This is a genomic window from Brasilonema octagenarum UFV-OR1 (assembly GCF_963888615.1).
In the GTDB taxonomy this organism is placed as follows: domain Bacteria; phylum Cyanobacteriota; class Cyanobacteriia; order Cyanobacteriales; family Nostocaceae; genus Brasilonema; species Brasilonema sennae.
Genome location: NZ_CAWPKW010000243.1, coordinates 36,000 through 51,392, shown reverse-complemented (window position 1 = coordinate 51,392; position 15,393 = coordinate 36,000). Strand labels below are relative to the sequence as shown.

Sequence of the window (15,393 nt, the reverse complement as noted above, 5' to 3'; positions counted from 1 at the left end):
GTCGGGAAACCCTCATCAAGCACTGGTCTGACCAAATCAAACCGGATTCCTATATCAGTTAAAAGTGTGGCTTTGATCCGCACAAATCAACAACAGTCTATAATCCCCGTTTCATTGGCGGGGAGAATTCAAATGCCAGAACAACAGTGGATTCTTGCGACAACTGAACAACCCCCCGAATGGTTTATCCAAGCGGTGAAGCAATATGCACCTGCATCGAGTGGACATTTTGCCGCACAGTTGTTGTGGCAACGAGGAATACGAAAGAACGCACAATTAGCAGCTTTTGTCAATTCACAAGCTTATCAAGCCGCGAGTCCATTTGAGTTTGGGCAAGAGATGCATCTGGCGGTGGAACGGTTGCAACAAGCACGACATGCTGGGGAAAAAGTTGCTATTTGGGGAGACTTTGACGCGGACGGTATCACGTCTACGGCTGTTCTGTGGGATGGTTTGGGACAATTTTTCGCTCAAAATACGCAGCTTGTTTATTACATTCCTAATCGTTTAACGGAATCTCACGGTTTGAACTGCCAAGGAATTGAGAAGCTTGCAAAAGAAGACTTTAAATTGATTGTCACTTGTGACACTGGCAGTACAAATATTAGTGAAATTATTTATGCTAAGCAGTTAGGTGTAGATGTTATAGTCACAGACCATCACACTTTACCTGTGGAACGTCCCCCTGTGACGGCAATTATTAACCCTCGCTATTTGAGCCAAACACATCAACTGTTTCATCTTTCTGGGGTGGCGGTGGCTTACAAGTTGGTGGAAGCTTTTTATCAAACTCTGCCAAATGTCGGGCAACAACCGCTAGAAGATTTGTTGGATTTAGTTGCAGTTGGACTGATTGCTGATTTGGTGCAGTTGAGTGGAGATTGTCGCTACTTGGCACAGTTGGGAATTGGGCGACTGCAAGACGATTTTAAGAAAACACCAGATAAGAGGCGGCGTCCAGGTGTCGGGCGGCTGTTGGAATTATGCCAGAAAAGTGGCGATCGCCCCACAGATATCTCCTTTGGTTTAGGTCCCCGAATTAACGCTGTCAGCCGCATTCAAGGCGATGCTTCTTTTTGCGTGGAATTATTGACAAGCCGCGATCAAAAGCGTGTGAATGAACTTGCAGAAGTCACAGAATTAGCGAACAGCCGTCGCAAGTCTTTGCAGAAAGATGTTGCTGGGCAAGTCGCGCTGAAGCTTTCCAAAATGGACTTATCAACCACCAGCGTTATTGTCTTGGAAGATCCTCAATGGGCTGTTGGCGTTTTGGGGTTAGTTGCAGGACAAGTCGCACAGGAGACAGGACGCCCGACGATTCTTTTGAGTACGGAGGTAGCCGGGGAGCAGGGGAGCAATCTTTCTCCTGTTCTTCTGGCGCGGGGTTCGGCGCGTTCTATTAATTCGGTTGATTTATACCAATTGGTAAAAGACCAAGCACATTTGTTGCATCGATTTGGCGGACATCCTTATGCAGCAGGGTTAAGTCTTCGAGTAGAGAACATACCTTTATTTACACAAGCAATTAACCAGAGGTTACGTCAATCGTTGGGAGGAACAACCCTAACACCAACTGTTCAAGCGGACTTGGCTGTAACGGTAGCAGATTTGGGGAAAGATTTATTTTTAGAACTGAAGCTGCTAGAACCTTGTGGAATGGGGAACCCAGTTCCGAAACTTTTGATTGAAAATTGCTGGTTTGAAAATGCTTGGCATCGCAATCAGCAAGATTCGCAGGGGAAAAAGGTACAGTACATAAAAGCCGAGTTTGATATTCGAGATGACTCCACGAGAAATCCTTTTCCTGGCGTGTGGTGGGGACACTATAAAGATGAATTACCTCCCGGACGATGTGACTGTATCGCGGAACTGGACTACAACACCTTTAAAAAACGCTATGAAATCCGACTGATAGCTGTTCGTTCCCGCACAAACTCAGCATTGAGTACCCAGCATGCGAAACTCATTTTAGATTTACGCAACTTACCATTAGAAAAAGAGTTAGCACTAACCACTCATCATTCAGGACTCATACTGCAAGAGTGTCCGACAAGTTGGGACGATTTACGTGCGCATTTGAGGCGATCGCTCCACAACCAAGAACCCCTCGTGCTTGCTTGGTTAAAACCAAATTCCCAACCACCAGAACAAACCTGGCTTACGCTTGTAGGAATTGCCAAATATCTGGGCCGCACAAATCAACCTGTTACCCGTATCCAGTTATTAGAAAAACTTGGTATTAACGACCAAACCTTACTTTTTGGGTTAAGAAGTTTGAGATACTTAGGTTTTAATATCTCACGTCAAGACCGTATGTTGGTTTTCACTCAGCACTCTACCATTGAAACAACTCAAGCAGAAGCTGCGGTGGAAAAATTTTTAGCTGCCGTTCGGGAAGAACAATTTCAGCGACAGTATTTTGCGGAAGTTCCGTTATCTGTAATTGAGGCGATCGCATAAGGGAGATCCATAGTGCGACTCGTTCTAGACTAAATTCAGGTAGTGATGCATAGTAATGATTTAAGCTTTTACTCTCAAATGGTGGGGTAAGCGTCGATGGTGAACCAGCGCGGTGGACGGGTTCCCCGGCATAAAGCGACTGGCGAACCCGAAGGGCAGGTTGAAGGATGGTTTAAAACTGCCAAGCATCGCTTGGGTTTACATCGTTTTGGTGAGTCAGCGCGAATGACGGCTTTCCCGACAGAGGCGACTGCGTTCGCCCTCTGGGCGTGCGCTCTGCGCATACCCGAAGGGGCAAGGGACTCTGCTTGGTATGTATCGCTGGCTCATCCTTTCTCTAACTGCTTACCTCATAACCCATTGGAGTTATCTGCATATTCAGGGAGCATCACCACCTGATTGAGGTCAGGCTGCACAAACAGCCAGAGAATTTAATTTATTCTCAAATAGTCGTGTCTCTTCTTTTACTTGACATTGAACGCCTAGCTCCCCCTTACACGTAGTTGTGTTTTTGACATTCATATTTCCAGGTGCAAGATGTGAGAAGCGGGTTTCCCTGCCTAATAACTAAGACCTTAGCTCATATCTTGCCTATATCCCTATAAAGCAGCATAATAGAATAAAGTGATTAAAGCTACATGTATTTAGTAACTTTTCTCGCTACATAAACAGTCCTGGCTTCATACCGAGTGATAATTATGCGCTATTTTTCCAGGTGCAAGATCTGAGCATTTCTATCTCAAAAGAGCATAAGTTGACTTTGCTTGCACTTAAAGAAGGAAAGAAAGCAAATAAGTCTGAATTACATAATCAGATTTTCGTCAATGCGTAAGTTTTAATAAGGAAAAAATATGATATTAACGCCCCAAAAAAGCTTAAATAGCTCTGTCTCTCAAATTCATCTAACAAAACAAGAAATTGATTCTATTCAACATCTTGTTAAAGAAATTACCTCTAAATATAGTTCAGTAGAAGATGAAAATTTTTTGATAAATGCTAGAGTTTTTGCTCATGATTTACCAAAAAGATTGTGTTATTTTATTAACGAATTCCGCTTAAAGGAAGTGAATGCAGTATGTCTAATATCCGGCAATTGCATTAATGAGAAGAGAATTTGTAAAACACCGATACATTGGAAAACATCTGAGAATAATTCTACTTTATTAGAAGAAGTGCTTTTTATCTTATATGGTTCCTTGTTAGGAGAAGTGTTTACGTGGGGTACACATCTAGAAGAGAGACAAATAATCCATAACATTCTTCCTGTTGAAGGTTATGAAAATGAACAACTAAGTTGTAGTAGTGAGACAGATCTTTTGTGGCACACTGAGGATGCTTTTCATCCCCATAGAGCTGATTATCTTGGGCTAATGTGCTTACGTAACCCAGATAAAGTAGAAACAACTTTCGCATCCATAGATATGGTTAATTTAGCTTCAGAACATATTAAAGTTTTGTTTGAGCCACGATTTTGCATACGTCCAGATAAATCTCATACAAAACCTCAAACATTTAGCGCTATTTCAGGTTCAGTTGTTTCATGGTTTGAGGACATACAAAATAATCAGAAAAAAGTACCAGTTTTGTTTGGCGACCCCAAGTCACCTTATATGTGTTTAGATCCATTATTTATGCATCCTTTAAAAGATGATGAAGAAGCCATAATTGCTTTTAATGAATTAATTAAAGCGATAGACTACAACTTGAAAAGTATAGTTTTGCAACCAGGAGACATTTGTTTGATTGATAACTATAGGTCTGTTCACGGTAGGAAAGCTTTTTACGCAAGGAATGATGGAAATGATAGATGGCTAAAAAGAATTTTTCTGACAAGTAGTTTGCGAAAATCACGACAATTTCGCGCTTCAGCTTCGTCTAGAATTCTATTTTAACGGGTCGCGCCCTAACATCCCCTCATAAGAGCGTAGCAAGTCGGGGACGCACAAATCCGCGAAATCTCCCGGATAGAAGATTCTGTCCGGGGAGCTTCGTAAAAATTAGGAGTTCTATAACTAAAGTTCGGATTAGCTTGTCATGAAAAAATCTTATTTAGCTGACCTCGTACTCCTTGGGGTAACCTTTACGTGGGGTGCTACTTTTGTTCTGATCAAAGACGCAATTAAAATCATACCCCCATTCAGTTTTGTAAGTGCCCGTTTTTTAATAGCTGCCTTGGTACTTGCTCTATTCGTGATCGCCTTTTATCCCCAAATGCTAAGACAACTATGGAAAAAAGAAATTTGGCTGCCTGGAATTTGGTTGGGCTTCTGGCTATTTGCAGGATATGCCTTTCAAACTTTCGGACTACAGTACACCACCGCATCAAAAGCAGGATTTATCACTGGACTTTCTGTCGTAATAGTGCCGTTCTTCTCACTCTGGTTGCTTCGTCATTCACTGAAAAGAAACACAATGCTTGGTGTATCCGTAGCTATGCTTGGTCTTATATTGCTTTCCCACAATCGAGAACTTAGTGCAAACATTGGAGATATTCTTGTTTTTTTCTGTGCAATTTCTTACGCTTTTCAGATAACGCTTGTAGGTCGCTATACTCAAAGATTTCCTGCTTTATTATTAGCGTTGATTCAAATATTTACTTGCGGGTGTTTCAGTTTTATATGTGCTGTTCTATTTGAAAATTACCAAATAGTTTTCTTGCCAAAAGTTTTTCTTAATGAACAGGTGTTTTCAGCACTGATTATTTGCTCGGTGATTGCGACTGCTTTTGCGTATGCTGCCCAAAATCAATTTCAGAAGTTTACCACACCTACTCGTACTGCATTAATCTTTGCTACAGAGCCTGTATTTGCAGCATTGATAGGTTATTGGTATGTAAGAGAGCATCTTTCTACAATGCAAATAAGTGGCTGTCTGCTAATGTTGGGTGGTACGTTAATTTCTGAATTCGGTGGACTACCCCTGTTAAGGGATACTAAAAAATGAACCAAGTAGCTCGACTTTATCCATTTAGGCAGCATAGCCCAAGGTATCCATTAAACACACACATTTAAATAGCTATAGAGACCTAAAGTTTTGTGGTAGTCTAAATCGGTAATAATGCATCGTAGTGTATATAGACTTCTAGATTGACCCAACATAGTTTTTCAGCTTCATTAGAAGAGATAATGTGTTTGTGATAAATATGGTAATTTTTAGAGCATAGTACTATTAAATTCTCGATGTAACAGGTTCTTCCAATATCTTTGCTAACAGCTTTATGCCCCTTACTACAAAAGTAATGTTTCAAACAGGAATCCAAGCAAGCACAAAAATTGACTTCCCCTCTGGAATTACCCTCAGCCATTCAAAAGTTATTTTTATTACTGAATTTGATAAAGATACACGTACATGGGTAGTTGTGACTGAAAATACACCATTTCATCCCGTTAACTATAAATGGTCTGATCAACCTGGTGACACTGGTACTGTTACTATAGATGGTCATAAATTCGATGTGCTCAACACATTAACCTGTGGATTTGAGTTGGCTTCTCATACATTTTATCTAGACACTCAAATACCCGTTCGTAAAGGTGAAAACGGATGGTTTTTTGTAGTCGCACATATAGTCAAATTTCCATCAGACTACTCTTCTACGTGTTTAACTGGCAAGACAGTAATTTTAGAAGTCAATGCTGAGCGCCGCGAACAACTTAGCATAGCACATTCATCGTGTCATCTTTCGGCTCTTGCGCTTAACAAGTGTACTTCAAAATTTTGGAGCAAAGAATGTCAGAAGGATTCTCTTGCTAATTATAACTTAGACCAACTCGCTATTCAAAAATCTCAGATCAAACTGGAGGAGAGTAATGACTTCTATCGTCTCGGAAAATCTCTGAAGAAGAAAGGCTTTGATACAGTAGCTTTTTTTAGTCAAATATTGGACATAGAAATTTGTATAAATAAGCAACTTGCCGAGTGGCTTAAATTAGATTCTCCGATCAAAATCGAGCCTCAGGAAGCCAAAATTGATGATCACAGAGTATGGACTTGTCAATTGCAGGATGGGTTAGCAAAAATACCTTGTGGTGGTACTCATGTCAAGCATTTAAAACAGATATTGTCCATTAACGTGAGCTTAGAGGTTATGTCTAATGAACCAGAGTTTGTAATGTATACAACGGTAAAACCAAGAAGCTGAAATTATTTAATTAAATGATATTTTATAACTCTTGAAATTCCATCCTGATGCTAATCTCAGTAATAGCGATAGCAAAGCGCTGCTGCTTTGCTACAGATTGCCATCTTTGTGATCTCAGGTCTTGCACCAAGACAACACATGTAATTTTAACACTCAATACTAAGCCAAAAACCCTTGTTTAGCGATAAAAGCCAATAAATATGATGTAATTTTCTTGCATTGCTTTTGAGTAACCCCAGGCTTATACGGATAGGTGCAAGATTTGAGGGGATTTCCAGATATATTTCCCAGATTTCAAAAACTCTTTCATAAAAAAGGGATTGCCCTGTGTTTTTTGCCCAACCAACTCGGCTAATTTTTGGGTAGGAACGCATTGAGTATCTAGAATTTATCCTAACGCAGGTTGACATCCTGCTGTCGTTCACATTGAAAACCCCTAGACCTCCAAAAGTCAATACTTACGTCTGCTAATTTCATAACATAAAAACATTTTGGTTGAATAATCCGGCTTAACCCCGCCCATAACAAGCTACGCGTGACATCTAGTCCTGTTTTTGACCAAGATTCTTGGTTACCTGGCACACCTTGTTCTGGAACAATGTCTGTTTCTACCCAAATACCGTGAACACCAAAAAGAATTTGTGCCATCCATTTTGCACGCGGGAAGTGTGTTTGAGAACTAATCAGCTTCACCTTGTGGACTCCCCAACGACGCAGGATGGGAATGGAATAGTAAAAATTACCAAACGTAGAATCCGCACACTTTTCCAACCAAACGTTTTGCAGTCTCTGGGGCGCTAGGCGTTGAAAAACAAGCAAAATACACGGATCGGGAGAACCCCGAGAAATTAAAATTGGGGTTTGTGGATATTGTTGTGCTAACTCAGCAACATAAATTTCCCGACGAATACTGCCACCCAGTACAAAAAAGGCATCTACTTGCCTAGAAGATGCAGAAATAATGGTTACAGTGTTAAAAACTACCCAGCTAAGCAATACGAGACACAATCCCAAAGCGAGTCTTCGCAAAAATTGTCGTTTTTTGTGGAACCGCTCTGAGACTGAATTAGGTTGGCTGTTTGTCACTTTAGGTTTGTGATCGGTACTCAATACAAGCTTTTTTGTATAATCTGTAACACTATTTTCAGGAGCGAAGTAGACATTTCCATAAGAAGAGTTGACTGCTCTGTTAATGGTGAGGGTACTATAGGACTCCTCCAAAGATTTTTGCGAAGCTTCGTACACCTTTATTATTACTTCATACTTAAGCGTTAAGAGTTAAGCGTTAAGCGTTCCCTATTGCCTGTTAAGCGTTAAGCGTTAAGAGTTAAGCGTTCCCCTGACCATAAGTGCTATTTTAAGCAATTTTGCCGGATTGGATCGCACTGCTGATGAAACCATCATATGGTGGCACTTAGCTGGCAGAAAAAGTAAGCTAAAGTAAAGAAGCTGTTTGAACAATATGTAGTTTTCTCAAAAAACATCAAGGAAAAGTGATGAACAAAGCATAATTAGGAAGAAAAACTTATAAATTCCTGCAAAGTCAGATTGCTACACTGTCAACAATACAATTATTCTAGTCAAGATACATGAATCGATCTGCGAAACGTTACTCGCCGCTCCAATTAGCTTTTATTAGCGGAGCAATCGCCTCAACCGCTACGTTGTCCGCTTTTGGTCCAGTTTGGTGTCGTTCTGTGCGTGCAGCTTTGCAAGATAGCCCAAAAGCAGTAGTCGATAACGTCTGGCAATTAGTGAATCGCGAATATGTTGATGGCTCATTTAATAAACAAAATTGGATAGCAGTCAGACAGACTCTGCTGAGTAAAGACTATACCAACCGTCAAGAAGCATACACTGCCATCCGTCAAGCATTAGAAAAGTTGGGTGATCCTTACACTCGATTTATGGATCCCCAACAGTATGAAGCTTTAACCAACCAAACATCTGGGGAAGTCTCTGGAATTGGCATTCGGATGGAATTGAACGAGAAAACCAAGAAGCTCACCGTTATCGAAGCCATAGAAAATTCTCCCGCACTGAAAGCAGGTATTAAAGCTGGGGACGAAATTGTGGCAATTGACGGCAAACCCACAAGTCAAATGAAAGTGGAAGATGCCTCAAAGCTCATTCGTGGCAAAGCAGGGAGTAAGTTGAGTTTGCGGCTAGCTAGAGTTGGGCAAAGTACTTTTGATGTGAATTTGACACGGGCAAGTATTGAAGTACCGACAGTACGTTACACCTTAAAGCAAGAAGGCGATCGCCGCATTGGCTATATCCGTCTGCGTGAGTTCAGTGCCCATGCCTCAACTCAGATGCGACGAGCCATCCGCGATTTAAATACCAAGCAAGTCGATGGCTTTGTCTTGGATCTACGTGGAAACCCTGGCGGTTTATTGCAAGCAAGTATTGAAATTGCCCGGATGTGGATGGACAGCGGTGCAATTGTCAAGACAGTGGATCGTGTCGGAGGCAGTGACGAAATGAAGGCAAATCGTACTGCCATCACAAAACGCCCTCTAGCGATACTCGTGGATGGCAATTCAGCCAGTGCTAGTGAAATCCTGACAGGCGCACTCAAGGATAATAACCGAGCAGTAATTGTTGGCGGTCAAACCTTTGGTAAAGCCTTAGTACAGTCAGTTCATGAACTCCCAGATGGTTCTGGTGTAGCTATTACCATAGCTCATTATTACACTCCCAAAGGGACAGATATCAACCACAAGGGAATCGCGCCAGATATCAAATTAGATCTGACAGAGGCACAACAGCGTCAACTCGCAGCAAATCCGGATTTGATCGGAACTAAGAGCGATCCTCAATACGCGCGTGCGCTAGCAGCTTTGTCTAGTAACAACTTTGCTCAACCCACACAACAAAACCGACAGTCGCAGCAACAACCAATGACTAATAGCGCGGTAGACTTGAAACTTTAGCTAAAGTTAAGTGATTTTGGATTGGAAATATTGGATAAAGGACTAGTTAGTAAGTAGTGGTGAGTGCTTAGCTGTTAATAAAATAACCCACAGTCCTCAATTCTTAATCCAAAATCTCAAAACCATGAATCATGAACCAGTTGAAACAACCACTAATACCTTCTTGCCAAAGGTATCGGTGGTTATACCTATTTATAACGGTGAGCCAGATTTACCAGAGTTGCTGTGTTGTCTATCGGCTCAAACTTACCCAAAACACCAGGTAGAGTATTTGCTGGTAGATAATAACAGTGGCGATCGCACTTTTGCCTTACTTCAACAAGGGAGTGAAAATACCCAAATCACAATTCGTCCCAAAAGCGAGAACCACATCCAAAGTTCCTACGCCGCCCGTAACGTTGGCATTCGTGCCGCAACTGGTGAGATACTTGCTTTTACCGATGCAGATTGTCGTCCAGAACCAGAATGGTTAAATGCATTAATTGCTCCTTTTGTCAACCAAGATATTGTCCTTGTCGCCGGTGAGATTTTGGCGCTACCAGGAAAAACCCTGTTAGAACAGCATGCAGAACGCCAAGAAACCCTGTCACAAAAGCACACTCTTGCTCATCCCTTCTGTCCCTACGGTCAAACAGCAAATTTAGCAATTCGACGCCAAGCTTTGCAACAAGTGGGTTTGTTTCGTCCCTACCTAACCAGTGGTGGTGATGCTGATATGTGTTGGCGAATTTTGCAACAAAAAATTGGACGTTTGGAATTTGCCCCCAATGCCATTGTGAAGCACCGCCACCGCGCGACACTTAAGGAACTAGAAAGTCAATGGCGGCGCTACGGACGCTCAAATCGCTATTTGCATGAACTTCACGGCGTAGATTTAATGCGGGATATCACACTCAGCGAATCCTTCTATCTTTTAGGACGTTGGTTGTTGAAGGAACTACCAAAAGACAGCGTGAAAGCTTTAGCAGGAAAAGGTAGCCTTGTAGATTTAGTGAGTACTCCTATTGGATTGTACACGGCTCGCGCACGTGCGGCTGGGCAAACAGAAGCGAAGTTGCCGGAGAATGCCAAGATAATTGAGCGGTTGTAGAGATTTGAGATTTTGGATTGACACCACAGGTGTCTACTGTAGAAACTATACTACCAAGCCAAATGGTAAAATCCCGAACAGCTTAGTACAACGAATCGACTAACAACAAATGAAGCTGCATGCTGGCTGGCGTCTTCAAGTTTTGATCTTTATAACTGCTTTTGCTATTCTGGTTTCCAGAAGACCAGATGCACTTTTCAATGCACAATTTTGGGCTGAAGATGGCAAGTGTTGGTATGCTGAAGCTTACAATCTCGGGATAATCCAATCCCTGGTTTTGCCTAAGGGTGGCTACTTCCAAACTATTTCCAGGCTGACGGCTGCTTTTGTGCAATTTTTCCCACTGCTATGGGCACCGTTGATTTTCAATGTAACTGCAATTGTTATTCAGATTCTGCCAGTTTATCTTATTGCTTCGGTGCGCTTCTCGCAGTTAATCCCAAACCTTCGGACTAGGTTGTTTTTGGGACTTCTGTATTTAGCTTTACCCAACTCTTTTGAAACTCATGCCAACATCACTAATTCACACTGGCACTTAGCAATACTAGCCTGCATGGTCGTGTTAGCAACACCCAGCCGCCTTCTTGTATGGCAAGTTTTTGACATCGCAGTCATCCTGTTGTCAGGATTAAGTGGACCATTTTCGGTTTTGCTGGCACCTATTGCTGCAATCATTTGGTGGTTACGTCGTCAAAGATGGTCATTTATTTTACTTTTAGGTTTAACTGCAGGTGCTGTCGTTCAGGGCATAGCTATTCTATTAACTGGACATTCTAGCCGCGTTCATACTTCTTTAGGGGCAACACCAGACCTATTTACCAAAATTCTTGCGAGTCAAGTTTTCTTAGCTGCTTTGATAGGACAAAAAGGCAGTAAATTGATCAGCTCTATTTCTTTTGGGTATAGTATCATAGCAATTTTAATCGCTGTCGCAGGAACCGCCCTATTCCTTTACTGTCTTCTGAAAGCGCCTTTAGAACTTCGACTTTTCTCTATCTTTGCTGCTGGAGTTTTCGGTATGTCGCTTTTGTCTCCAGTAGTCAGCGAAACTGTACCTCAGTGGTGGCTTTTATGGCGTCCTGGAACAGGTGTTAGGTACTGGTTTATACCCATGCTTGTATTCGTGACAATATTAACTTGGCTATTGGGTGCAACAAGACCGCGTCGGCTACAGTTAACCGCTAGAATTGCTCTGGTGATTATGCTTGCTGGTATTGTAGTAGACTGGCGTTATCCTACATTTGCTGACTTAAAATTCAAGAACTATTCAAAGCAGTTTATTGAAGCACCAACAGGAACTAAGGTAACAATTCCTATTAATCCACCCGGTTGGTTTATGGAACTTATTAAGCATTAAGGACATCACTACAAGCAAGGAATCTTGCCGTGACTGACAATATTTTGCGCACACTAGTAGCACTGTATGATCCATTGCCATTGAGCGATCGCTTTTTTGTCCGCACTCGCCTGTTTTTGAGTAATTTATATCAGTTAGAGTCTTACGTACCAAAGGAGGGTAGAATTCTTGATATAGGTTGTGGTCACGGTTTACTGAGTAACTTACTAGCCATCACCAGTCCCCAGCGACAGGTACTTGGCATTGACATTGACGCGAAAAAAATTGCCGCTGCACAAAGTACTCTTAACAACAGAAGTAACATCCAATTTAAAGTTGGTGACGCCGCTGTTTTGCCAGATACTTCTTTCCACGCTGTCACCATTGCCGATGTTATGTACCTGATTCCCCCTGACATCCAACGTGCAATTCTGACAAGTATCGCTTGTGCTTTGGAACCAAACGGTGTGCTGATTTGGAAAACCCACAGTCATCGTCCCCAGTGGAAATATACTATAACCTATGCCCAAGAATGGCTGATGACTAAGCTTGGTCCGACTAAAGGTGCTGGTATATTTTTTATGGATAGCGAAGAATCGCTCCAAGCTATTCGTAATGCTGGGTTAGATCCAACTGTCGTGCCTATGCCTTCACGCCGTCCTTACAGTGATATTCTTTTCCTTGGGTGCAAGTCGAATAAGAATTCTCCAAGCCAGTATGAATCCTGATTTGTGAGTTCTTTATGAGTCGTACATCCAAAAAAGGAGTATTTTGTAGTCGCCACGACGACATTTTTTTCTAAAATTTGATTATTTTAACCTATTAACTAACCCAAACAAGGTTGGTATGCTAGGTAGAAATAAGTATATCCCTAGTCGCATAACCATACATAGATATGGTCATGCGTTAATTAGCTGTTGATTTTTTTCCCGCTAGAATGCCCTAGTGTCAGGAATCCAACGCACAAAAAGTGTAATTTAAATGCCCGACAGCTGAGTTGGATGTATTTAATAGTGTGAGGAGTGCTTGAAAATAATGAACACAGTTTCCATAATTGTGCCCGTTTATAACGAGGCACAATGTATAGTTGCGACTTTTTCTTCAGTTCTTAAATTTGTTGTCAATAAACCTTGGTATGATTTTATTTTTGTTGACGATGGCTCAACTGATCAAACTAGAGAAATATTAGAAAGTCAAATCCAATTGTTCAATAGTAAGCAGATTTCATTACTTTCTTATAAAGCTCATCGTGGCAAAGGATATGCCGTAAAAACCGGAGCTTTATATGCAGATGGCGATTATATTTGCTTTTTAGATGGAGATTTAGCTTACTCTTTAGACTACCTTGATTTGATGGTAGCAAAACTAGCAGATTTTGATATTGTCATTGGCTGTAGAAATCTCACCCCAGAAAAAAACAACGGGTTTAATTTTCGGAGAATACTGGCTGGTCGAATATTTAATTTCATATCGAGAAGTCTTTTAAAATTAAATTTTACCGATATGCAAGCCGGAATCAAAGGATTTGACAAATATGCAGCCAAAGATCTATTTAAAACTCAAATTATCCCTGGATTTGCCTTTGATGTAGAATTGCTATACTTAGCAAAAAAGAAAAGATATACTATTGGGGAAATTGCAGTTGTCGTTTCCAAAAAACATTTATACAAAAAATCACAAGTCAAATTATTTAAGCATTCAATAGAAATGTTATTTGATTTGTTGCAAATCGTCTACCATGATTTCATACTAAAAAAATATGAATAGCATTATTTTACTCAGCTTTGATTTAGAAGAATTCGATATTCCAGAGGAATACGGTGAAAAAATTGAAGATACAGTAAAAATGGAAATTTCTTACAAAGGATTAAAAGAAATTCTTCAAGTTTTGGCAAGATTAAATATCAAAGCCACGTTTTTTGTCACAGCCAGATTTGCTATCTATTACAAACCCCTCATTCAAGAAATTTCCCAAAAACATGAAATAGCTTCTCATGGTTTCGAGCATTGCAATTTTAGATTAGAAGATTTAAAGAAGTCACGGCAAACCTTGGAAGAAATAACCAGCCAGAAAGTTCTTGGTTTCAGGATGCCGAGACTTCAAAAAGTAGATGATACAGAAATAGCAAAAGCAGGATACAAGTATAACTCGTCTATGAATCCTACTTACATCCCAGGAAGATACAATAACTTTTTCAAACCGAGAACAGCCTATTACTCAAATAACTTAGTTAATATTCCAGTTTCAGTTACACCGCTGATTAAATTTCCCTTGTTCTGGTTAAGCTTTAAGAATTTTCCCTTACCGTTAATAAAATTAGCTTCTCAACTGACTCTCAAAAACGACCATTACATAAGCCTTTATTTTCATCCGTGGGAATTTACTGATATTACCCACTTTCACCTACCTAATTATATCACTAAATACTCCGGAAAAAAAATGGTTGAGCGTCTGGAAAAATATTTAATTTGGCTGCAAACCCAAGGCGAATTTGTTTACTTTTCGGAGTTTTATGAAACCATCAGAAGATAGAAATTACAAACTGGCTGATTATTTAGCTCGTTCTAGCGATCGCTATTCTCTAACCAAGTACAAAATTTTAATGAACTGGTTACCTCAAACACAAAAAATGCGGGTATTAAATGCCGGATGTGGTTCTGGAGAAATGAACATCTTGCTATCGCAAAACTTAACTTGGCAAGTAGATGCTTTGGATATCGACATAGAAGCTATCAGGCTTTCACAAAAGTTAAAACTAGAGAATAATATAAAAAATCTCAACCTTTATCACACGACTATTGAAGACTACATAGCACCAGAAAAATACGATATTATCATTTCTAATGATGTTTTAGAACATATTGAAGATGACCAGGCAGTGATAAAAAAGTTTTCAGATATACTCAAACCAGATGGATTAATAGGTATTTCGGTACCAGCTTTACAATGGCTCTTTGGTTATCACGATGAAATGCTTGCTCATTATCGGCGCTATCATCGCAAAGAATTAATCAATAAATTATCTGTTTACTTCAATATAAGTAAATGCCGTTATTTCGGAGCCAGTCTTATTCCCATAGCCTTATTTTATAGTCGGTGGTTACGCAAACCTTACCCAGTAGCCGAACTAGAAAGCGAGTCAGTAAAGACAACAATCTTAGAAAATTTACTGGGATTTGAGTCTAAAGTTTCTTTCCCTCTTGGCATCTCATTAATAGCGTTAGGAACAGCAAAAAAGCTATGTCTAAAGTAACCATTCCACCCTAATGCTATTTGTGGGCTTTCAGCAGCGCCTTAACTACCAACCATCGCGGTATGCTATGGGCACTCTAAGCCTTTAACCAGTGCAAGAAACACCATCCCCTTCTGGCTTGCGAAGAGTTTTCTCTTCCCTGTTAAGCGTTTCCCCCCTCGCGAGCAAGTCTCGCC

General features: G+C 40.7%; 13 protein-coding genes. 12 read left to right on the top strand and 1 reads right to left on the bottom strand.

From position 1 onward, the window contains the following. The first annotated feature begins 132 nt into the window (after positions 1–132). The 5 genes from recJ to AC5590_RS19970 all read left to right on the top strand — a co-directional run bounded on the left by recJ (position 133) and on the right by AC5590_RS19970 (position 6,601). Positions 133–2,460: a single-stranded-DNA-specific exonuclease RecJ gene (recJ, locus tag AC5590_RS19990; protein ID WP_169265214.1), complete on the top strand. Its 2,328-nt coding sequence runs from the start codon at positions 133–135 to the stop codon at positions 2,458–2,460. A 96-nt stretch (positions 2,461–2,556) separates the two neighbouring features. Further along, positions 2,557–2,859 carry a hypothetical protein gene (locus AC5590_RS19985; RefSeq protein ID WP_169265213.1) on the top strand — a complete coding sequence of 101 codons (303 nt, stop codon included), beginning with the start codon at positions 2,557–2,559 and terminating at the stop codon, positions 2,857–2,859. Between the two features lie 452 nt (positions 2,860–3,311). After that, entirely contained in the window at positions 3,312–4,352 is a 1,041-nt protein-coding gene (gene gntD, locus AC5590_RS19980; protein ID WP_169265212.1) for a guanitoxin biosynthesis L-enduracididine beta-hydroxylase GntD, read from the top strand. A 142-nt stretch (positions 4,353–4,494) separates the two neighbouring features. After that, positions 4,495–5,403: a DMT family transporter gene (locus AC5590_RS19975; RefSeq protein WP_169265211.1), complete on the top strand. Its 909-nt coding sequence runs from the start codon at positions 4,495–4,497 to the stop codon at positions 5,401–5,403. A gap of 274 nt (positions 5,404–5,677) precedes the next feature. Beyond that, the gene (locus AC5590_RS19970; RefSeq protein WP_169265210.1) at positions 5,678–6,601 is read left to right on the top strand and encodes a hypothetical protein; all 924 of its coding nucleotides are present in this window, start codon (positions 5,678–5,680) and stop codon (positions 6,599–6,601) included. 393 nt (positions 6,602–6,994) lie between these two features. Here the strand turns inward: AC5590_RS19970 and AC5590_RS19965 are convergent, their stop codons facing one another. Further along, positions 6,995–7,687, bottom strand: a complete 693-nt coding sequence (locus AC5590_RS19965) for a YdcF family protein (RefSeq protein WP_169265218.1) — start codon at positions 7,685–7,687, stop codon at positions 6,995–6,997. A 503-nt stretch (positions 7,688–8,190) separates the two neighbouring features. Here AC5590_RS19965 and ctpB point away from each other — a divergent pair. The 7 genes from ctpB (at position 8,191) to AC5590_RS19930 (ending at position 15,217) form a co-directional block, all read left to right on the top strand. Beyond that, positions 8,191–9,537, top strand: coding sequence for a carboxyl-terminal processing protease CtpB (gene ctpB / locus AC5590_RS19960; protein WP_169265209.1), 1,347 nt, complete (start codon positions 8,191–8,193; stop codon positions 9,535–9,537). A 124-nt stretch (positions 9,538–9,661) separates the two neighbouring features. Next, complete coding sequence (locus AC5590_RS19955; protein WP_169265208.1) at positions 9,662–10,627, top strand: glycosyltransferase family 2 protein; 966 nt, start codon at positions 9,662–9,664, stop codon at positions 10,625–10,627. A 109-nt stretch (positions 10,628–10,736) separates the two neighbouring features. Further along, entirely contained in the window at positions 10,737–11,984 is a 1,248-nt protein-coding gene (locus AC5590_RS19950) for a hypothetical protein (protein WP_169265207.1), read from the top strand. A 29-nt stretch (positions 11,985–12,013) separates the two neighbouring features. Then, positions 12,014–12,691: a methyltransferase domain-containing protein gene (locus AC5590_RS19945; protein WP_169265206.1), complete on the top strand. Its 678-nt coding sequence runs from the start codon at positions 12,014–12,016 to the stop codon at positions 12,689–12,691. A gap of 307 nt (positions 12,692–12,998) precedes the next feature. Further along, positions 12,999–13,730: a glycosyltransferase gene (locus tag AC5590_RS19940; RefSeq protein WP_169265205.1), complete on the top strand. Its 732-nt coding sequence runs from the start codon at positions 12,999–13,001 to the stop codon at positions 13,728–13,730. Then, on the top strand, positions 13,723–14,496 hold the full coding sequence (locus AC5590_RS19935) for a polysaccharide deacetylase family protein (RefSeq protein WP_169265204.1): 774 nt from the start codon (positions 13,723–13,725) through the stop codon (positions 14,494–14,496). Before AC5590_RS19940 ends, AC5590_RS19935 begins: the two co-directional genes overlap by 8 nt. Further along, positions 14,477–15,217, top strand: coding sequence for a class I SAM-dependent methyltransferase (locus AC5590_RS19930; RefSeq protein WP_169265203.1), 741 nt, complete (start codon positions 14,477–14,479; stop codon positions 15,215–15,217). The genes AC5590_RS19935 and AC5590_RS19930 overlap by 20 nt, the downstream gene beginning before the upstream one ends. The last annotated feature ends 176 nt before the right edge of the window (positions 15,218–15,393 follow it).